Annotated in this window: 18 protein-coding genes; 10 read left to right on the top strand and 8 right to left on the bottom strand. The window is 40.2% G+C overall.

All coding sequences use genetic code 11. The features are described from left to right. Positions 1-44: 44 nt before the first annotated feature. Genes glmM through recJ form a run of 3 tightly spaced genes read left to right on the top strand, consistent with a single transcriptional unit; the run spans position 45 to position 3,754 of the window. Positions 45-1,379 carry a phosphoglucosamine mutase gene (gene glmM / locus AC1M9P_RS04870; protein WP_481586871.1) on the top strand — a complete coding sequence of 445 codons (1,335 nt, stop codon included), beginning with the start codon at positions 45-47 and terminating at the stop codon, positions 1,377-1,379. Positions 1,380-1,393: 14 nt separating this feature from the next. Beyond that, positions 1,394-2,050, top strand: a complete 657-nt coding sequence (gene pdxH / locus AC1M9P_RS04865) for a pyridoxamine 5'-phosphate oxidase (RefSeq protein ID WP_481586870.1) — start codon at positions 1,394-1,396, stop codon at positions 2,048-2,050. After that, positions 2,051-3,754 carry a single-stranded-DNA-specific exonuclease RecJ gene (gene recJ / locus AC1M9P_RS04860; RefSeq protein WP_481586869.1) on the top strand — a complete coding sequence of 568 codons (1,704 nt, stop codon included), beginning with the start codon at positions 2,051-2,053 and terminating at the stop codon, positions 3,752-3,754. It begins immediately after the preceding gene. 38 nt (positions 3,755-3,792) lie between these two features. Here recJ and AC1M9P_RS04855 read toward each other — a convergent pair whose 3' ends face one another. From AC1M9P_RS04855 to AC1M9P_RS04845, 3 genes are all read right to left on the bottom strand, one after another. Continuing rightward, on the bottom strand, positions 3,793-4,554 hold the full coding sequence (locus tag AC1M9P_RS04855) for a putative porin (RefSeq protein WP_481586868.1): 762 nt from the start codon (positions 4,552-4,554) through the stop codon (positions 3,793-3,795). 173 nt (positions 4,555-4,727) lie between these two features. After that, positions 4,728-5,510, bottom strand: a complete 783-nt coding sequence (locus AC1M9P_RS04850; protein ID WP_035265806.1) for a putative porin — start codon at positions 5,508-5,510, stop codon at positions 4,728-4,730. Positions 5,511-5,799: 289 nt separating this feature from the next. Further along, positions 5,800-6,651 (bottom strand): putative porin, encoded by an 852-nt coding sequence (locus AC1M9P_RS04845; RefSeq protein WP_481586867.1) that lies wholly within the window; start codon positions 6,649-6,651, stop codon positions 5,800-5,802. Between the two features lie 177 nt (positions 6,652-6,828). On the opposite strand from AC1M9P_RS04845, the gene prfB reads away from it, so the two are divergent. The 5 genes from prfB to AC1M9P_RS04820 all read left to right on the top strand — a co-directional run bounded on the left by prfB (position 6,829) and on the right by AC1M9P_RS04820 (position 11,637). Continuing rightward, a protein-coding gene (gene prfB / locus AC1M9P_RS04840; RefSeq protein ID WP_143047395.1) for a peptide chain release factor 2 occupies positions 6,829-7,924 on the top strand; the annotation gives its coding sequence in 2 pieces (ribosomal slippage) (positions 6,829-6,900 and positions 6,902-7,924; 1,095 coding nt in all). A 215-nt stretch (positions 7,925-8,139) separates the two neighbouring features. Continuing rightward, positions 8,140-8,442 carry an ArsR/SmtB family transcription factor gene (locus AC1M9P_RS04835; protein WP_035265803.1) on the top strand — a complete coding sequence of 101 codons (303 nt, stop codon included), beginning with the start codon at positions 8,140-8,142 and terminating at the stop codon, positions 8,440-8,442. Positions 8,443-8,468: 26 nt separating this feature from the next. Next, positions 8,469-9,533: an alkene reductase gene (locus tag AC1M9P_RS04830; RefSeq protein ID WP_481586866.1), complete on the top strand. Its 1,065-nt coding sequence runs from the start codon at positions 8,469-8,471 to the stop codon at positions 9,531-9,533. Positions 9,534-9,631: 98 nt separating this feature from the next. Continuing rightward, positions 9,632-10,912 carry a 3-deoxy-D-manno-octulosonic acid transferase gene (locus tag AC1M9P_RS04825; protein WP_481586865.1) on the top strand — a complete coding sequence of 427 codons (1,281 nt, stop codon included), beginning with the start codon at positions 9,632-9,634 and terminating at the stop codon, positions 10,910-10,912. An 11-nt stretch (positions 10,913-10,923) separates the two neighbouring features. Further along, positions 10,924-11,637 (top strand): 16S rRNA (uracil(1498)-N(3))-methyltransferase, encoded by a 714-nt coding sequence (locus AC1M9P_RS04820; protein WP_481586864.1) that lies wholly within the window; start codon positions 10,924-10,926, stop codon positions 11,635-11,637. Here AC1M9P_RS04820 and AC1M9P_RS04815 read toward each other — a convergent pair. Further along, positions 11,611-12,594: a mechanosensitive ion channel family protein gene (locus AC1M9P_RS04815; protein ID WP_481586863.1), complete on the bottom strand. Its 984-nt coding sequence runs from the start codon at positions 12,592-12,594 to the stop codon at positions 11,611-11,613. The genes AC1M9P_RS04820 and AC1M9P_RS04815 overlap by 27 nt on opposite strands. A 453-nt stretch (positions 12,595-13,047) precedes the next feature. Between AC1M9P_RS04815 and acs the strand changes: the two genes are divergently transcribed. Both acs and AC1M9P_RS04805 read left to right on the top strand, forming a co-directional pair. Further along, entirely contained in the window at positions 13,048-14,991 is a 1,944-nt protein-coding gene (gene acs, locus AC1M9P_RS04810; RefSeq protein ID WP_481586862.1) for an acetate--CoA ligase, read from the top strand. Positions 14,992-15,140: 149 nt separating this feature from the next. After that, positions 15,141-16,322, top strand: a complete 1,182-nt coding sequence (locus AC1M9P_RS04805; RefSeq protein ID WP_481586861.1) for an acyl-CoA dehydrogenase family protein — start codon at positions 15,141-15,143, stop codon at positions 16,320-16,322. A 44-nt stretch (positions 16,323-16,366) separates the two neighbouring features. Here AC1M9P_RS04805 and AC1M9P_RS04800 read toward each other — a convergent pair whose 3' ends face one another. The 4 genes from AC1M9P_RS04800 to msuE all read right to left on the bottom strand — a co-directional run bounded on the left by AC1M9P_RS04800 (position 16,367) and on the right by msuE (position 20,393). Then, entirely contained in the window at positions 16,367-16,981 is a 615-nt protein-coding gene (locus tag AC1M9P_RS04800; RefSeq protein WP_481586860.1) for a riboflavin synthase subunit alpha, read from the bottom strand. Positions 16,982-17,059: 78 nt separating this feature from the next. Further along, complete coding sequence (locus tag AC1M9P_RS04795) at positions 17,060-18,208, bottom strand: MFS transporter (RefSeq protein WP_481586961.1); 1,149 nt, start codon at positions 18,206-18,208, stop codon at positions 17,060-17,062. Positions 18,209-18,516: 308 nt separating this feature from the next. Continuing rightward, positions 18,517-19,626 carry a dimethylsulfone monooxygenase SfnG gene (gene sfnG / locus AC1M9P_RS04790; RefSeq protein ID WP_092766500.1) on the bottom strand — a complete coding sequence of 370 codons (1,110 nt, stop codon included), beginning with the start codon at positions 19,624-19,626 and terminating at the stop codon, positions 18,517-18,519. A gap of 29 nt (positions 19,627-19,655) precedes the next feature. After that, complete coding sequence (gene msuE / locus AC1M9P_RS04785) at positions 19,656-20,393, bottom strand: FMN reductase (protein WP_035265789.1); 738 nt, start codon at positions 20,391-20,393, stop codon at positions 19,656-19,658. Positions 20,394-20,421 lie beyond the last annotated feature (28 nt).

Genomic DNA, 20,421 nt, shown 5'->3' with positions numbered 1-20,421 from the left:
GAAAAAGGATGATGTTAATCACCCGCTAAGAAGTGAGAGAATGAATGAGTTATTTTGGTACTGATGGTATTCGTGGGAAATTCGGTGTATTTCCAATCACACCTGAGTTTGCACTCAAATTAGGGTTTGCTGCGGGTAAAGTACTTAAGCGTAGAACAAAAAGAAATAAACCGATTGTGGTGATGGGCAAAGATCCTCGTTTATCAGGTTATATTTTAGAAGCGGCTTTACAATCGGGTTTAAACGCAGCTGGTGTTTATGTGCATTTATTGGGTCCATTACCTACGCCTGCCATTGCTCATTTAACTCGTGCTTTGCATGCCAGTTTAGGGATTGTCATCTCAGCTTCACATAACCCTTATCATGATAATGGCATTAAGTTTTTTTCTTCAGAAGGAAAAAAATTACCAGACGAGTTTCAAGATGAGATTAATGCTGAACTCGAGAAAGATATTGTCATTGATGATATTGCGAGTCTAGGAAAAAGTGTGCGTGTTGATGATGCTCCAGGTCGTTATATTGAATTTTGTAAATCAACGTTCCCATACCATTACGATTTAAACAATTTAAAAATTGTCGTCGACTGTGCCAATGGAGCAGCATATAACGTGGGTCCTGCGGTATTCCGTGAGCTCGGTGCCAAAGTGATTGCGATTCATAATGAACCGAATGGTTTGAATATTAACCAAGGCTGTGGCTCAACTCATCCTGAGAGTTTGCAAGCTGCTGTAGTTGATCACCAAGCAGATTTGGGTATTGCATTTGATGGCGATGCAGATCGTGTCATTCTAGTGGATCAGAATGGAAAGCTGATTGATGGCGATCATATTCTATATATCTTGGCGACACAAAGTGCCAATAAACCGGCCGGTATTGTCGGTACGCTCATGAGCAATATGGCACTTGAATTAGCACTTGAAAAAGCAGAAGTTCCACTGCTACGTGCCAAAGTTGGTGACCGTTATGTATTGCAAGGTTTAGAGGAAAACGGTTGGGTTATTGGTGGTGAACCTTCAGGTCACATTTTAACTCTAGACAAGAGCACCACAGGTGATGCGATTATTGCAGCCCTACAAGTCTTAACTGTCATGGTTGAACAGAAGAAAGCATTGCATGAGTTGGTTGCTGACTTTAAATTACTGCCAAACGTGCTTGTAAATGTCCGTTTAGATGCAATGTTTGATCCATACTCAGTACCTGCATTGGCTGCAGAATTTGCCAAAGCCGAAGCGCAACTTAAAGGTCGTGGTCGATTACTGATTCGTAAGTCAGGGACTGAACCTGTAATTCGTGTGATGGTTGAAGGTGATAATCTTCAAGAAGTGACTGCACTGGCACATGCTTTGGCAGATGCTGTACGTGCTAATGCAGCAGCTTAATCGGGGATTGACTCATGAGTGATTTGATTAAAGATCTCAGTGAACTGCGCCTAAATTATCAAAAAGGCGAATTACATGAGGATCAAGTGAATGCTGATCCACATGAACAGTTTCTATTGTGGTTTAACCATGCGTTAGAAGCTCAGCTTCACGAACCGTATGCCATGTCATTGGCTACGGCAAATGCCGATGGTCGACCGCACGTACGTACCGTATTACTTCGAGGTGCGGATGAAAATGGTTATGCGTTCTATACCAATTATGACAGCCAAAAAGGACTCGACTTAGTAGCCAATCCTTATGCGCAAATTCTGTTTTATTGGGCAGAACAAGAACGCCAAATTCGCATTTCAGGTCGAGTGGTAAAAATTTCGGAACAAGAATCCGCTGATTATTACCATAAGCGTCCGCGTGATAGTCAAATTGCAGCGCATATTAGTACCCCACAAAGTGGTGTGATTGCGAGCCGTGACGAGCTACAGCAACGCTTTAATGATTTGCATGAGCGTGTGGCAGATCAACAAACTTTAGATAAGCCTGACTTCTGGGGTGGTTACCGTATAGAGCCAGATTATTATGAGTTCTGGCAAGGTCGCCCAAACCGTTTGCACGACCGTTTGTGTTATGAAAAAATCGACGGTGCGTGGAAATTACAACGATTGATGCCATAAATGCCAAAATTTGAAATCAAGCAACGTCCATTTTTAACACGCCCTGAAAATTTTCAGGGCGTGCCTTCATTTATTGCCGAAATTTTGGCACGTCGAGGCGTTGAATCTGAACAAGAACTAGAACTGAAATTAAAATACTTATTAGCGCCAACTATGAAGGGGTTAGATGCTGCAATTCAGTTGATCGACCAAGCCATTGATCAACACAAAAAAATTGTGATTGTCGGTGACTATGATGCTGACGGTGCGACCAGTACAGCACTGATGATGCTTGCACTACGTGACATGGGGGCAGATGTTGATTATTTAGTCCCTGATCGCTTTAAGTATGGCTATGGTTTGACACCTGCTATTGTAGATCTTGCGTTTGCCAACTTTACGCCTGATTTGTTGATTACGGTCGACAATGGCATTTCAAGTCATGATGGAGTTAAGCAAGCTCAAGATCATGGGATGCAAGTAATTATTACCGATCACCATCTCACAACCAAGCCAACGCCTATGGCTGAGGCAGTGGTGAATCCGAATCAACTCGGTTGTGAGTTTCCAAGTAAAGCTTTGGCAGGAGTAGGAGTTGCCTTTTATGTGTTGGCGAACCTATCCAGTCATCGTAAAAAAATGGGCAAGTCTTTTGCACAAATGACTAACTATTTGGATTTGGTTGCGCTTGGGACCTATGCCGATGTTGCCAGTTTGGATTATAACAACCGAATCTTAATCGACAGTGGTCTAAAGCGGATTCAACAAGGATTATGTCGCCCTGGGATTTCAGCCTTATTAGATATTGCCAAACGTGATCCTGCAGGACTGACAGCGCAAGACTTAGGTTTTGTGATTGGACCGCGAATTAATGCGGCAGGGCGTATGGAAACCATGGACATTGGCATCGAATGTCTCTTAGCATCCGACTTGGCTACAGCATATCCTTTAGCGGAACAGCTGAATCAACTCAATGTGGAACGTCGTCAGGTAGAAGGTAAGATTAAACAAGAAGCATTGACTGCATTAGATCAAATTCAGCTAGATAAGGATGCAATACCTGCAGCGTTAATTATGTTTGAGCCACATTGGCATCAAGGCGTGATTGGAATTGTGGCAGGACGCTTAAAAGAGCAGTTCCATCGTCCGAGTATCGTTTTTGCCCGTGATGAAGATGACATTCATATCAAAGGTTCAGCGCGTTCAATTGAGGGAATTCATATTCGGGATGCGATTGAGCGTGTGGCTGAGCAATATCCGTATCTTGTTAGTCATTTTGGTGGTCATGCAGCAGCAGCTGGATTGACCATTAAAAAAGAACATTTTGCTGAGTTTAAGCAGGTATTTGAGCAGTTGATCGGCAGTCAAGATGAAAGTCTGTTTACTGCAACTTTATGGACGGATGGGGAGTTGCCAGCTTCAGCTTTCCAAATTGAAACGGTGGACGTATTACAAAATTTAAGTCCTTGGGGGCAAAAGTTTCCTGCGCCTGTATTCGAGGGAATATTTAAAATTTTGGATTATCGCTGGCTTAAGGATCAGCACTTGAAACTGCGTGTAGCTTTAGAAAATGGTCAAGTGGTAGAGGCAATCGCCTTTAACGCAGCAGATAAATATCAGTTTGATCCGATGCTCAATGAAATTCGCTTGGTCTATGAGCTGGATAAAAATACCTTTAATGGTAATACCAGTTTACAAATGCGCATTGTACATATGCATCAATAAAAAAACCGCTCATCAGAGCGGTTTTTAGCACTCAAAGATTAGAAGCGGTATGCACCACGTACAGCAAAGGTATTACCGTCATCTGCAAAACCAATTCGACCTTCGACACTTACTTGCTGATTGAAGAATTTTTTAGCATTTACACCAAATTCATCAAAAGATCCGCCGTTGAAATCTTGATTGAAATAGTCGACACCCACGCTGAGTGTTTTATCAATGTAATAATCGCCTCTTAAAGAGAACTCGTCTAAATCACCAAATGCAGCACCAGCCTCTAAATTCACATCGTTTGCGCCAATTTGAGTGACATATTTTGCTCGAATAGTAGGGTCAATACCATCATCGTTGTCATCATCCCAACCACGTAAACCAGCTGCGACCAATAAAGATGGTGCTAAGAAATAACCAGCTTCAATTTTATAGTTTGTGACATCATTATCAGGGGTGTTAGGTATTTTTTGAGTTTCCTGAGAAAGATTGGCATTTAGATAGAAATCAGTATTTGGAACAAAGTATTCAATTCCAACACCATAATTCCAGTATTCGACTACATCAAAGTCGTCATAAGATACTTTTGCATTCACGTTGCTCGAACGATTTAAAAATGCAGCTTCGTTCAATGGAGAGTTCTTGATTTGAACAGGATTAAAATAATATGTGCCATCAAGCGCAAAACCTGCAGAATTGCTACCATTATCAGGATCGATCAATTTGGCTGTAGCCCCAACTTCAGCTTGATACGCATGTGCAGTTCCTAAGCTTGCAATAAGTGCAGTCGCAAGTGTAATTTTTTTAAACATATATTGACTCTCTTTGTTATAGAAATATGACTGTTTTGTGACAGCTGGTTTCTATTGTAAGAACAAAAGGGGATGAGTCAATGTACATAAAATGACATTCCATCGGGTTTTTGCACAAAAAAAGCCCATCATTAAGATGGGCTTTTAAGAAACATTAAATCTTAATCAAGATATTAGAAGCGATATTTAGCAGCTAAACCGAATTTGTTGTAATCATTATTCGCAAGTTCACCAAAACCTACACGACCTTCTAAGCTTACTTGAGGTGTGAAGAATTTACGTGCGCTTACACCAAACTCGTTTGTATCTGCAGGACCAGTATCTTTACTATAGTAATCTACACCAACACTTAAAGTTTTATCGATGAAGTAATCAGCAGCTAGATTATATTCATCAAGGTCACCAAATGCAGCGCCAGCTTCTAAGTTGATATCTTTACCGTTAGACAATGTAGTTACATATTTAGCACGTAATGTTGGGTCAACACCATCATCATAGTCGTTATCGTAACCCTTAAGACCTGCTGCAATTAATAAGCCAGGTGCAGGCAAATAACCTACTTCAGCACCATAAACTGTCTCATCAAAATCAGGTCCAATATCAAATTTACGATCATCACGACCAACATTACCGCTTACATAAAAATCAGAATTAGGTACGAAGTATTCAACACCTACGCCGTATTGATGTCTTTCATCATCACCAACTTCGCTGTATTGGTATTTCGCATTTACATTACTTGCACGATCAAGGAATGCAGCTTCAGCTAGTGGAGCATTGCGTGTTTGAACTGGTTGGAAATAATAAGTACCATCAACACCAAATGAACCACTTGTACTACCATTATCAGGATCGATAAGACCTGCAGAAGCACCTACTTCAGCTTGATATGCATTTGCAGTTCCAGTTACAGCTAAAGCAGAAAGAAGTGCAGACGCGATTGCTAATTTTTTCATGGATACTTCCCCTCAATAGAGTTAGTTGTTAATACATTTTTTGTTACAAGTTCAGTGTAGGGGAAAATCATGAAGGATCAATCAAGCAAAAGTAACAGTAATGTATCTTGTGTAATTTTTATGTAAAAATAAAACTTTAAATTATTGATTTTAAAAAATAAAAAATCATGTTAATTCATGTGAAAGATAAGGTGTTTTAGTCATTTTATGTTGTTTTTGAATATGAATTGTATGCAATTTGAACGAAAGTAGCAGTTTTGGCACTGCTACTTCCCCATGTTGAATGGAATTAGAATCGATATGTTCCGTTTACATTAAACTTATTTTCATCATCACTGAATCTTAAAATACTCCCAAGAGAGAGGTTATTATTGATAAAGTATTTGCCACGTAATTGGTATTCGTCTTTATGAATTTTACTAGTGCTATTCGTATCTCGCGTATAAGCACTACCTAGGCTTAAGCGTTGAGTTAAATAATAATCCCCACCAAATGTAATCGAATCAATATCATGTCCAAAGCTACCATCCAATTCTAAATTGAGATATTGACCATTTTGGCCTAATGGGGTGACATATTTGGCTTTTAAAGCAAAAGCATTTTCATCAAAGCCTTCACCTTTATAAGCATTAATACCTACTGCTATCAGTAAATTTTGAATAGGAGTATAACCAACGAGAGCTCTATAGGTGGTTAGATCGAAACGCTGCTTAGCATGAGATGAACCGTTTAGTGAGCTTGAGCGTGACTCCACTTTATAATGTTGACGACCGACCTCACCTGTGAAGTACAGTTGATCAATATAATATTCTCCCCCTATTGAATAGCCGTGCAGCTCTTGTTTGCTTTGCGCAACTGTATCATTTATATACACTTTATCGTCTTTAATATGCTGAAAACTATATTTCGCTGAAACGCGATTATGGTGGCCAAGAAATGCAGCCTCATTAAGTGGTTTATTTTCAGTATCAACTGCTTTGAAGTAATAAGTACCTTCTGTTTCAAATACACCGTGATAATCAACCTTGAGACTATCATGGTCAAAATAGGTATATCCAGCATCAATTTGAGCTTGGTAGGCCATGGCTGAAGTTGTCAAAGGGAGGATGGCCAAAGCCAAATAGGTTTTGTTCATTTTCATAAGTCTCTGCTTATTGTTGTAAAAATAAAGTAAGTATTTTTTAATAATTAAATGTATTGTTAATAATAACTAAACAATGGTCAAGAGAATATTGAATAAAAAAGCAAACTCTCAAGTTTTACTTGGCTGTGTTAAAATATTGGCAATTTTGATATAGACATATTTAGGATCTACACCGTGGAAATTAATCCTTATCTTCTCCAGCTAAAAGACTTGAGCGAACGTGGTCAAACACTACGGGGGTATCTTTGACTACGATCTAAAGAAAGAGCGTTTAGAGGAGGTTCTCCGCGAACTTGAAGATCCAGCAATTTGGAATGATCAAAATCGTGCTCAAGCGATGGCGAAAGAAAAAGGTGAGCTCGAAAACGTTTTAAATGTTTTAGATGGTTTAGCAACACAACTTGATGATGCACAAGCGATGCTTGATCTTGCTGTAGAAGCGGATGAAGAAGAAATGCTTGCAGATGTTCAAGCAGAACTTGATTCAGCTGAGGCTGAACTGGCTAAACTTGAATTCAGACGTATGTTTAGTAATCCAATGGATCCAAATCCTTGCTATGTCGAAATTCAAGCGGGGTCAGGTGGTACTGAAGCTCAAGATTGGGCATCTATGCTATTACGTATGTACTTACGTTGGATTGAGCGTCATGGCTTTAAAGCTGAGTTAATGGAAGAATCTGACGGTGATGTGGCTGGGATTAAATCGGCAACTATTCGTGTAGAAGGCGAATATGCTTATGGCTGGTTACGTACTGAATCAGGTGTACATCGCTTAGTTCGTAAATCACCTTTTGACTCAGGCAACCGTCGTCACACTTCATTCTCAGCGGTTTTTGTGTCTCCAGAAATTGATGACAACATTGAAATTGAGATCAATCCAGCAGATGTCCGTACGGATACATACCGTGCTTCAGGTGCAGGTGGTCAGCACATTAACAAAACAGATTCTGCCGTGCGTTTAACCCATGCACCAACTGGAATTGTGGTGGCTTGTCAGAACCAGCGTTCACAACACGCTAACCGTGATCATGCTTGGAAACAGCTTCGTGCTAAATTGTACGAATTGGAAATGAATAAGCGTAATGAAGCAGCTCAAGCACTAGAAGATTCTAAATCGGATATTGGGTGGGGGAGCCAAATTCGATCTTATGTGTTGGATGATTCACGTATTAAGGACTTACGTACTGGCGTTGAAAATTCAAATACGGGTGCCGTGTTAGATGGTGATCTTGATAAATTTATTGAAGCTAGTTTGAAACAAGGGCTTTAATATTTTTTTAAAAAAAGCAGGGTAAAAGCCCTGCTTTTTTTGTTCTAACACGAAGCTTGCTAGATTAAATCAGTTCAATGTTAGAATCAGAATTATTCGGCACAGTCATTCATAAACTCGATTTGTTAAATATCGTAATAATTCGATATTAATATCTATAAAAATCGATATAATGAGTTCAGCACAGTGCAGATCATTAACTTGAGTGAAATGAGATGGATACTGAAGCAATTTTTAAAGCCTTATCGAACCCGATACGCCGCCAAATTTTACAATGTTTAAAAGATCCAGAGCGCTTTATTCCACAAGATGAGTGCGTGCAAGATTTTAGTCGTGGCGTATGTGCAGGACAGATTGAAAAAATTGCAGATGTATCTCAGTCAACCATGTCTAATCATTTATCTGTTTTACAACAAGCAGGTTTGGTTCATGTTACTAAGCATGGTCAATGGTCTTATTTTTCTCGTAATGAAGCACTGATAAAAAGTTTTGCAGAACACCTTCAACAATCACTCTAACGATAATGAGTGAAGAGGATAAATGAATGACTGATTTTAGTAGCCCAGTAGTCTTTGGTGAATTAAAGCTCAAAAATCGCGTGGTTATGGCACCTTTAACGCGTAGTCGTGCGACAGATGATCGTGTACCAACAGAAATGATGGCTGAGTATTATGCGCAACGTGCAAGTAGTGGATTAATTATCTCAGAAGCGACCGTAATTTCTGAGGAGGCGAATGGTTATTCAAATACGCCAGGATTATTCACTGATGCTCAAGTGGAAGGGTGGAAGAAAGTAACCCAAGCTGTTCATGAAAAAAATGGCTTAATTGTCGCTCAGCTTTGGCATGTTGGACGTGTGTCACATCCAGATTTACTGAAGGGTGATATACCCGTTTCGGCGAGTGCTGTTCAACAAGCCGGATATGTCAGTTTGTTGCGTCCGAAACGTCCTTATGTCTTGCCACATCCATTAGAAATTTCTGAAATTCATGCGATTACAGCGCAATATAAACAAGCAGCAATTCGTGCTAAAGAGGCAGGATTTGATGGTGTGGAATTGCATGCGGCGAATGGTTATTTAATTGATCAATTCTTGCAATCGAAAACCAATCAGCGTGAAGATGAATATGGTGGCTCGGTGGAAAATCGTGCGCGTTTCTTGTTAGAAGTCGTGGATGAGCTAATTGAAGTTTGGGGTGCTGGTCGAGTAGGTGTACATTTAGCTCCTCGTGGTGATGAACACGATATGGGTGATGATGATCCACGTGAAACTTTTGGTTATGTGTTAGAACAACTCGGTCAAAGAAACATTGCATTTTTCTTTACACGTGAATATTTGGCAGAAGACAGTATTAGTCAAGAATTAAAAGCGCGTGGACAAGGTATTCCTTTTATTGCCAATATGCGTTTAAGTCGAGAGGATGCTTTACAACTTCTCACTTCAGGTCAAGCTGATGCAGTGTCTTTTGGTAAAGATTATATCGCCAATCCTGATTTATATGAGCGTTTGGTACAGAATGCTCCTTTGAATGAATTAAAGTTAGAAAATATGATCGGGACGAATGTGGCTGAAGGCTATATCGATTATCCTTTTTTACAAGGAAATTGAAATTTAAGATAAGTATTTGAACCGAAAAAATTCGCAGGGTATGATCTCAACTTCGTGGTCATGCCCTATTTTTTTAAGAATGCTCGAGGTCTTACGTTTTGACAACTCCATTTTGGTATAACGCAGCATTGGCTTTACTAAAGCCAATTTATAAATGGCGTATAAAAAAGCGAGCAGACAATATTGAGCAATTTCATCAAGAGTGCTTAGAGCGCTTCGGTCCGTTTCAATCTCCAAAAAATCTTAATGCGATATGGTTTCATGTGGTTTCAGTTGGAGAAACCAATGCTGCACAACCTCTGATAGAACATTATTTAAAGCTTGGGTATGCTGTGTTGGTTTCGAATACCACCAAAACAGGTCAGGCACGAGCTAAATCCTTATTTGCAAAAGCACCATATGTAGATCTTTTTCAAGCAGTATATTTACCTGCAGATCAAAAAAAATTAGTCAGTGCTTTTTTTAAAAAATATCAACCCAAAATGTTGGTTTTGGTTGAAACAGAACTATGGCCCAATTTAATTGATCAGGCGAAAATTAGTAAAATACCCACTTTTTTGGTGAACGCACGTTTATCTAAAAAGTCAGCAAAAGGATACGCCAAAGTACCAAGTATTACTCAGCCTATGCTCAGCGGTCTGACTCAACTTTTGGCTCAAGATGAAGCTTCACTGAATCGATTTAGGGCTTTAGGTGCTGCTACAGCGCATAGTCAAACAGTGGGTAGTATTAAGTTTGATATTCATGCGCCCGAAGAAATGCTATTGAAAGCGCAACAAATTCATCAAGATTGGGATTTGCAAGCACGCCAAATTATTACGATTGCAAGCACACATCATCCTGAAGAGAAAAATCTGTTATCTAAGTTTAAAGATTATTTAAATGATCATCCTGCCGTCTTGCTGATTATTGTACCGCGTCATCCAGAACGTTTTGATGAAGTTGCACAAGCCATTCAAAGTCATGAGTTAAAAATGCATCGACGTAGTTTAGGTGAAATCATTGAGGCTGATACACAAGTTTATCTTGCTGATAGTATGGGTGAAATGTGGATTTGGTATGCATTGAGCCAAGCAAGTTTTGTGGGTGGATCATTAAATGAACCTGGCGGTGGGCATAATATCTTAGAGCCAATATCACTCAATGTCCCGACTGTGATTGGACCGAACTACTTTAACTTTCAAACCATTGTCGATGAATTTGTGGAAGAAAAAGGGATTCTAATCGGTCAAACTACGGAAGAGGTGGTGAATCATCTTATTCAGTGCTTATCTCAGGATGAAACGATTTTAGCAGTACAAAATCAGGCTCAAAAGATCATGCAACGGAATACAGGGTCATTGCAAAAACATATTCATGTCCTGAATCAATACCTTTAGTTTTTAAGTATATGAATATTGTATTGCTTGATCCTGCATCAGCACAGGATGACCTCTGGACGATTCAATCTGCACGCCAAATTGAGCATCTGAAGCATCAACTTGATATTAAAATTGGAGATACTTTAAAGGTTGGTATTAGAGGTGCTGGTCGATATACAGCTGAGGTCATAGAAATTTCTGAAAGGAAAATCTTAATTCAGCCACTTTATGAAGAGCCTGTACCGAAGAAATTACCTGTAACGTTAATCGTTGCTATGCCTAGACCGAAAGTATTGAGACGATTGATTCAAGATGCTGTAACTTTAGGCGTAGAAAAAATCATTTTGCTGCACAGCTATCGGGTCGATAAAAGCTATTGGCAAACACCATTTTTACAACAAATTGATCACTATGTTCAACTGGGCTTAGAACAAGCGGGTGATACATTTCCACCTGAAATCGAAATGTATAAACGCTTTAAACCTTTTGTGGAAGATGTTCTTCCTCAAATGATTTCCGTTGAACGACCAGCTTATGTAGCACATCCTTATGCAACCCACAGTATGCCTCATGCGATTGAGCACCCGTGTACGATATTGATTGGGCCTGAAGGTGGTTATATTCCTTATGAGATTGATTTACTCATAAAAAACGGCTGCCAAGCTGTCAGCTTAGGCAACCGAATTATTCGTACTGAGACGGTGATTCCTTATGTGTTAGGTCGTCTGTTTAGCACGTGGTGATTCATCTTCTTGTGAAGAATCTCCGCGATAGACTTTAACCTCTTGAACTGGATATGGAATCGAGATTTCATGTTCAGCAAAAGCTTGAATCACTTTTTCTTGAACTAAACTAATAGATGTAGATGTCGCAGTTTCACCCGTATTCACCCACCAACGTACAGTGAGGTTGATTGAGAAATCAGCTAAGGCAGAGACATTCACGCTAAATGCAGGTTGACTGAGGATTTGTTGATCCCGGTCTAAAATACTCAAAATAATATCTTTCGCTTTTTGAACATCATCTTCGTAACCAATACCGACCACGAATTCACAACGACGACGTGGATATGCCGTATTAACAGTAACTGCATTGGTATAAACCGTTGCGTTGGGAATGACGATACGGCGACCATCAGGTGAACGTAAGTAGGTTGCACGAATTTGAATATCTTCAACGGTCCCCTCTAAACCATTCACAATGATATCGTCGCCAATTTTGAAGGGTTCACCGAGTAGAATTAAGATACCAGAGAGCAGGTTTTGAAAAATATCTTTAAATGCAAAACCAATTGCGACAGATCCGATCCCCAGTGCACTCATCAGCTGTCCAGGTGTAAACCCTGGAATTGCAATAACCATCGCAATTAAGAAGCCAAAGAAAATAATAAAAGAGCTACCGACGCGGTTGAGGACGAGCACTAAATTTTGTTTGGTATATGAACGCTCTGAAAGTGCTTTTCTGACAAATAATTTGAACAGCTTAGACAACAACCAAAATAAGGTAAATACAATCAAAGCAATACAGATATAAGGGATTCGTTCCCAAAAGCCATCCATGATTTTATCAATGGTGGTATATGCATCATTGTATTTCGCAGTATGTGCAATGACGGTTTGAGCCGTTTTCTCACTTGCATCTTGTAGAAGTTGAGTCGTACCTTGAGCCACCTGACTCAAAGAATTTTGTTGTTCAGCCACGAGTGTTCCAAATGTATTGAATGTTTACATTTTGCCTGAAAATACAGTGAATAAAAATCACGTTCGCAGGTTTTATCGTCATTTTTATTCATTGAATAAACTGAAAATAACAAAAAAATTGCATGTTTTTATAAACATTCAGCACCTTGTCCAACAAAAAAATCGAAATGGTATTTATTGATAAAAAAATGGAGTTTTTTGACAACGACAGATTTTACTTGCTTAGGAATGATGATCAGCAATGATTCGGATCATTGATTGTTAGATATTTTAGGTTGTTCAATTGGCAAGAAGATACGGATAACTTTTGAAATAAATGAATGCTCAGTCTACGACCAAAGCATGATTGTTTGAAATTTTAAAGTATAGTCATACTCAAGATATAAGACAAAAAATGATCAGTATGATCAAGACAACTCTCGAGATGAGAAACATAAATCAAGGATGCGAATTATGAATGAAATATATCCAGTACCCGAAGTTTTTAAAAAAACTGCACGAACCAATGAAGAGCAATATTTCGAGCGGTATAAAGCATCTATTGAAAACCCCGAAGCATTTTGGACCGAAGCAGCCAAGAAACTAGACTGGATTAAGCCTTTTACACAAGTCAAAAATACCAACTTTGATAAAGAGAATTACAAAGTTGAATGGTTTGCAGATGGCCAATTAAATGTCAGTGAAAACTGTCTCGATCGACATTTAAAAGAACACCCACATAAACCTGCGATTATTTGGGAAGGTGATCATCCATCACGCCATAAAATTATTTCATTTGAAGAATTACACGATGAAGTTTGTCGTTTTGCCAATGTTCTCAAGAAGCATGGCGTGACCAAAGGCGACCGTGTTGTTCTGTATATGCCAATGGTCCCTGAAGCAGCCATTGCGATGTTGGCATGTACACGTATTGGTGCGGTACATTGCGTGGTGTTTGGAGGTTTTTCACCAGATTCTTTAGCAAGTCGTATTGATGATAGCCAAGCAAAAGTCATCATTACAGCAGACTCGGGCATGCGTGGTGGAAAGCCAATTCCACTGAAAGAAAACGTTGATGCAGCGATGGAGCTTGACGGGACGAGTTCTGTACAAAATGTCATTGTGGTACATCGTACTGGTAACCCAATCACGATGCATAAAGGGCGTGACCTGTGGTATCACATGGAAATCATGACAGTCACAGATATCTGTCCACCTGAACCAATGAATTCAGAGGATCCGTTGTTTATTTTATATACTTCAGGCTCAACGGGTAAACCTAAAGGTGTGCTACATACTACAGGCGGTTATCTGACTTACGCGAACTTTACCTTTAGGGAAGTATTTGATTTAAAACAAGACGATATTTTCTGGTGTACCGCTGACGTCGGTTGGATTACTGGTCATTCTTATGTGTTGTATGGTCCGCTTTCAAATGGGACGACAACATTGATGTTTGAGGGTGTTCCACAATATCCAACTTGGGCACGCACAGGACATATTGTAGATAAGCACAACGTCACAATTTTATATACGGCACCAACGGCGATCCGAGCGATGATGCGTGAAGGTGATGCATTTATCCGTGAAAGTGACCGTAGTAGTTTACGCTTGTTGGGCTCCGTCGGTGAGCCAATTAATCCTGAAGCTTGGAACTGGTACTACACCGTAGTTGGTGAAAGTCGTTGTCCAATTGTAGATACATGGTGGCAAACTGAAACAGGTGGCTTCATGATTTCGCCTTTACCGGGCGCAACTGCACTTAAACCTGGTTCTGCAACACGCCCATTCTTTGGTGTACAACCTGCTTTGGTTGATGCTGATGGTAAAGAGCTAGAAGGAGAGGCTGAAGGTAATTTGGTGATCAAAGATTCTTGGCCAGGACAAATGCGTACCATTTGGGGTGATCCAGATCGTTTTATCGAGGCATATTTCTCAACTTATCCAGGGAATTATTTCACGGGAGATGGTGCACGCCGTGATAAAGATGGTTATTACTGGATTACGGGGCGAGTGGATGATGTTCTGAACGTTTCGGGACACCGCTTGGGGACTGCAGAGATTGAAAGTGCATTGGTTGCACATGAACATGTTGCAGAGGCAGCCGTTGTGGGTATGCCACATGACATCAAAGGTCAAGGGATTGCAGCCTATGTAACTTTACAGGCAGATACGCCAGAGTCAGCAGAACTCAGGAAAGAGCTAGTAGGTTGGGTAAGAAAAGTTTTAGGACCTGTGGCTACACCAGATGCAATTTATTGGGCGCCAGCATTACCAAAAACACGTTCAGGCAAGATTATGCGCCGAATTTTGAGAAAAATTGCCGCTAATGAGCTAGATAGTTTGGGCGATACCTCAACTTTGGCAGATCCACAGGTCGTGGATCAATTAATTGCTGAAGTGAAATCACAGCAGTAATCCTGATTAAACAGACGAAGTCATGTTTTAAATACCGTTAGTTCAACTAGCGGTATTTTTAGTTCAGTGATAAGAAAAGCAGGCATTGTGATAAGTCAAATCATGTTGATCTGCTAAGCTTATCAGCAGATGCGATACGGAATATAACAATGAATTCTCCCCTAAATTTTAATCCTGAAACGCCACTTGAGACTGCGCAAATACTTGCATCTGAGTTTGCGAAAACCGCAGCAGAACGAGATAAACAAGGTGGAAATCCAAAGGCTCAGCGAGATCTAATTCGACAAAGTGGTTTGTTGTCTTTATCTATTCCAAAAGAATTTGGTGGGCAAGGTGCAACTTGGAGCACGATTTTTAAAACTATTCAAACCATTGCTCAAGTTGATAGTTCACTTGCGCATGTATATGGCTTTCATCATTTGCTTATTGCGACGGTACAACTTTTTGCACAGCCAGCTCAATATGGAGATTGGTTTAGACAAACCGCCAAACACAACTTATTTTGGGGAAATACGTTAAATCCATTAGATCGTAGAACAACCGCGAAACAAGTTTCTGATGAAGAATTTATCTTCCATGGTGATAAAAGTTTTTGTTCTGGATCAATTGATTCAGATATCCTGCTCTGTTCGGGATTTAATGAAGATGGAAAGTTACTGATTGGCGTGATTCCAACAGCACGAGAGGGCGTGAGCTTTCTTGGGGATTGGAATAATATGGGGCAACGTCAAACGGATAGTGGTACCAGTCATTTTGAACAGGTCAAAATTCGCAAGGATGAATTACTCCTCAATCCCGGTCCTTTAAGTACACCTTATTCAAGTTTGAGACCGCTAATTGCTCAACTGATTTTCGTGCATTTATTTTTAGGTGTTGCTGAGGGAGCGTTCAATGTTGCGAAAGAGACAGTTCAAACACAAAAAGCTTGGTCGAAATCACTGGTTGAACAAGCGGTGAATGATCCATTTACCCAGAAGCATTTCGCCGAATTTTATGTGCAACTTGAAGGTGTGCGCTTGCTCGCGGAAAAAGCGATCAATACATTACAAAAGGCGTGGGATGAAGGGGAAACATTAACTGCGGAGCAACGTGGTGAAGCCTCAATTGCAATCGCAACCGCCAAAATTGCAGCGACTAGTACTTCACTTTATGTGACACAAAATATTTTTCAAGTGATGGGTGCACGCGCGACTACTGCAAAACTGAATTTAGATCGATTCTGGCGTAATGTACGAACCCAAACCCTGCATGATCCAATTGATTATAAATATCAGGAAGTCGGAGAGTGGGCATTAACTGGAAAAATTCCAGATCCAAGTTTCTACTCTTAGATCCAATTGATTATGAAAAAAGCCTCTATCGTAGAGGCTTTTATTTATTTTTGATGAATATTTTCTAAAGTATCGACAAGCGTACGTGTCATCTGATCAATTTCGTAATTGACTTGATCGCCGACTTGAACATATTTCCATGTGGTTAAGCGTAAAGTTTCTGGAATAAGATCGATTGAGATTTGATTGTTTGCACGATCAACCCGATTGACTGTCAAACTGCAGCCATTTAAACCGATAAAGCCCTTTAAGAAGAAATATTTGATATTGCCATTTGGAATTTCAAGGTCGATATGAAACGTTTCACCATTTTTGCTTAAATGCTTTACGGTTGCAGTGCCTTCAATATGACCATATAAATTATGCCCACCATTCTCAGCACCTACTTTAGCGGAGCGTTCAATGTTGACCTCATCACCGACGTTGAGTTGACCTAAAGTGGTTAATTCAAGTGTCAGATTTGAAACATCAAAATGCACTTGACCAGCGATCAGATCAATTTGTGTAGCGGTTAAGCAAACACCATTAATCGCAACACTGGCGCCGATAAATACATCATGAAAAAGGTTGAGCGCATTAGAAATAACAAAAGTCCGATATCCCTCTTTATGCTGTATATCTAATACTTTTTCTAACCCTTGCACGATACCTGTATACATAATAAACCTTTGCCTAAAAATAAATCTTAATTGCTTTTAATCCTAACTGAGATCGTAGCGATGATCATCTTACGCAGATCAATTGGTTCTAGGTAAAAAGAAGGTCAATAAACCCAGTAGTGGTAAGTATGAGCTAAAGTGAAATACCCAACGAATACCTTGATGATCTGCCACATAGCCCAAAGCTGCTGCCGCGATACCGCTGATCCCAAACATCAAACCAAACATCAAACCAGAGACCATGCCGACACGACCTGGCATCGCTTCTTGTGCATATACAACCATTGCTGAAAATGCGGAAGACATAATCAATCCAGCAAGAATCGCAAAGATACACGTCCACATCAAATTCACATGTGGCATGAGTAATGCAAAGGGTGCCATGCCAATGAAGGAAATCCAAATGACAGCTTTACGACCTATTTTGTCACCGATAGGGCCGCCAGCAAAAGTACCGATTGCGACTGCAGCTAAAAAAGCAAATAAATAAAGCTGAGCCTGTTGAATACTGACCTGAAACTTTTCGATCAAATAGAAGGTATAGTAATTTCCAATACTTGCAATGTACGTGAATTTTGCAAACATTAACGCACAGATAATCACAATTCCCTGTACAAGTTTAGAACCTTTCAACGGTATTGATTGCTTGGCTTTTACTGCTGAAGCAGCTTGAACACCATATTGAATGGTCCATCGACTGATTCTGTAAAGCAGATAAATAGCGAAAATGGCAAATATCATGAGCCAAGCAACTGAGGCTTGGCCGTTCGGTACAATGATTGCTGCGGCCAACAGTGGCCCAACGGCAGAGCCGCTATTACCACCCACTTGAAAAGCGGATTGAGCAGTTCCGAAGCGACCACCTGATGCTGTTCTCGCTACTCGTGAGGCTTCTGGGTGAAAGGCAGATGAGCCCACACCGATGAGTGCTGCTGAAATCAGTAAGATTGGAAAAGTCCATGCAAATGCCAGCAGAACGATACCTAGCAGTGTAACGCACATACCCAAAGGGAGGAGGTAGGGCTTAGGATGCTTATCAGTGTAGAGTCCAACCCAAGGTTGCAGAATAGATGCAGTCATTTGATAGACCAAAGAAATAATCCCGATTTGGGTAAAGCTCAAGTCAAAATTGAGTTTCAGCATGGGATAAATGGCTGGTAAGCAAGACTGGATCAGATCATGTAATCCATGCGCTAATGCAATAGCGAAAATAATATGAACCGCCATTTTATTCGCTGAAGCACCAGAGGAATTGTTTGAATGTTCTATTGATTGAATTGAACCCATAAGGCTGTGCTGTCTTCATTTTTGAGGTGATTATAACCGTGCAACAGCTGAACAATGTACGATTTATTCAATTTTCGATGTACTGTTGCTGATCAGATTATATGAACTATCCAATAAAAAGCCCCCAAGCCGAGCCTTGGGGGTTAAGTTGCTACTGCATGACGCTATTATTATAGTTATCAGGGTCAAAACAAGACTGAACAAAGCGCTGATTTCATTCAGATCGTTGTTAATTAATCGAAGACCAATTAAGCTGATTTAGCGGTGATGTGTTGTTGCTGTTCAGCTTCGAGTTTTCGAACTAAAGGCAGTACTTTTTCACCAAAATATTCAACTTCCTCTATAAAATGTAAGAAGCCAGATAAGATCAGATCCACACCAACTGATTTTAATTCAACGATACGTTCAGCAATTTGTTGCGGTGTACCGATGAGATTTGTTCTGAACCCGTCGTTGTATTGGACAAGATCTTCAAATGTTGATTTTGCCCAGTTACCTTCACCTTCTTGAGTTGCGGCACCAGCTTCACGAGTTGCATCACCAAAGGCATTGACTGCTTCTACATTTGCATTGTCAATGATTTCTTGAAGTACAGCTTTTGCTTCCTCTTCAGTATCGCGAGCAATGATAAAGGCATTCACCCCAATTTTGACTTGATGTTGATTCAGCTTGGCTTTTTCACGGATGTCATCAATCTGCTTTTTAATTTCAGCAGGCGTGTTTCCATTGGTGAAATACCAATCAGAAACACGAGATGCCATATCACGTGCGGCACGCGAGCTACCCCCTTGGAAAATTTCAATATGTGGGCTTTGAACAGGTTTTGGCTTCAAGGTGTAGTCTTTAAATTGATAATATTTTCCATCAAAACTAAAGTTATCCTGCGTCCAAATGCCTTTTAAGCTACGAATAAACTCCTCTGAACGTGCATATCGTTGATCGTGTTCAGGCCATTCTTCACCGATGGCATCAAATTCACCACGGAACCATCCGCTCACAACATTAATAGCGATACGACCATTGGTTAAATGATCAATTGTCGCGAGCTGTTTAGCCGCCAGCGCGGGTTTCCAAGGGCCTGGTAAAATTGCTGCGATTACACGTAATTTTTCAGTTTTTGCCAATAAGCCATGACTAAAGCTTACAGATTCATGCTGATTCTCCGCACCGTATCCTGCCGTGAATCGAATCTGTGTCAAAGCATATTCAAATCCACTTTTTTCAGCAGCTTGCGCGAGTCGAACATTGTAGTCGTAGCTCCAGTCTGTTCGTTGTTCAACATTACTGACGACAAGACCACCACTGACATTTGGAACCCAATAGGCAAATTTAATCGCTTGTTTTTGTGCATTAGACATGGCTTATACCCTCATTGATTCAATTATATTTATGCCACTTCAATTTTTGGGGCAGCATTATTCTTGTGATGCAAGCGTGACTCTGCTGCATCTAAACTTGGTACTGCTGCTGAAGGTAATACTTCTTCTTGTTCAATTTGTTTGTTAATGCCCAAGTTTTGATTGGCTTGTTGGGTTTTATCTTTCACAACCTCAGCACGTTTACCTTTGGCTGGTGCCCACTCTAAAATTGGTAAAGCACGAGCAATGGCTAAGGTAATGCGCGCACGTAATAGTTCACTGTGAATGGTGTATTCAGGCGTAAAATCACGATCAGTTGCATAAACGCCAATTGGCAAAGTCTGTGCTTGGAAGAAGCTAAATAAAGGACGCAATTGATGCTCAAGTACTAAGGCATGGCGATCACTGCCCCCTGATGCAGCTAGTAATACAGGCACATCAACCAGCGCAGTTTGTTCTACAAAGTCAAAGAAATGTTTAAATAAACCTGTGAAAGATGCGCGATATACGGGCGTTCCCACAATCAACGCATCCGCGGCTTCAACAGCAGCAAGATCATCTTGAACACGTTGCGGCAGCTGATTGCGATAAATGGCACCACCTAATAAATGACCGATTTCGCTAAATTTAATAAAATGCACATTAATAGGTGTTGCTTCACCTAACTCATCCAAAATCGCTTGAACAAGCGCTTCAGTTTTTGAAGGATTATTTAGACCGCCAGAGACAGCAACGATATTTAATGGTTTTTGTTGAGCAGTAGACATAGTACAAACCTAAAAATTTAAAATTAAT

It is taken from the genome of Acinetobacter sp. 25-47-122 (assembly GCF_056779695.1).
Note: the sequence above shows the minus strand (reverse complement) of the source record. Positions and strands in the feature narration are given on the sequence as shown.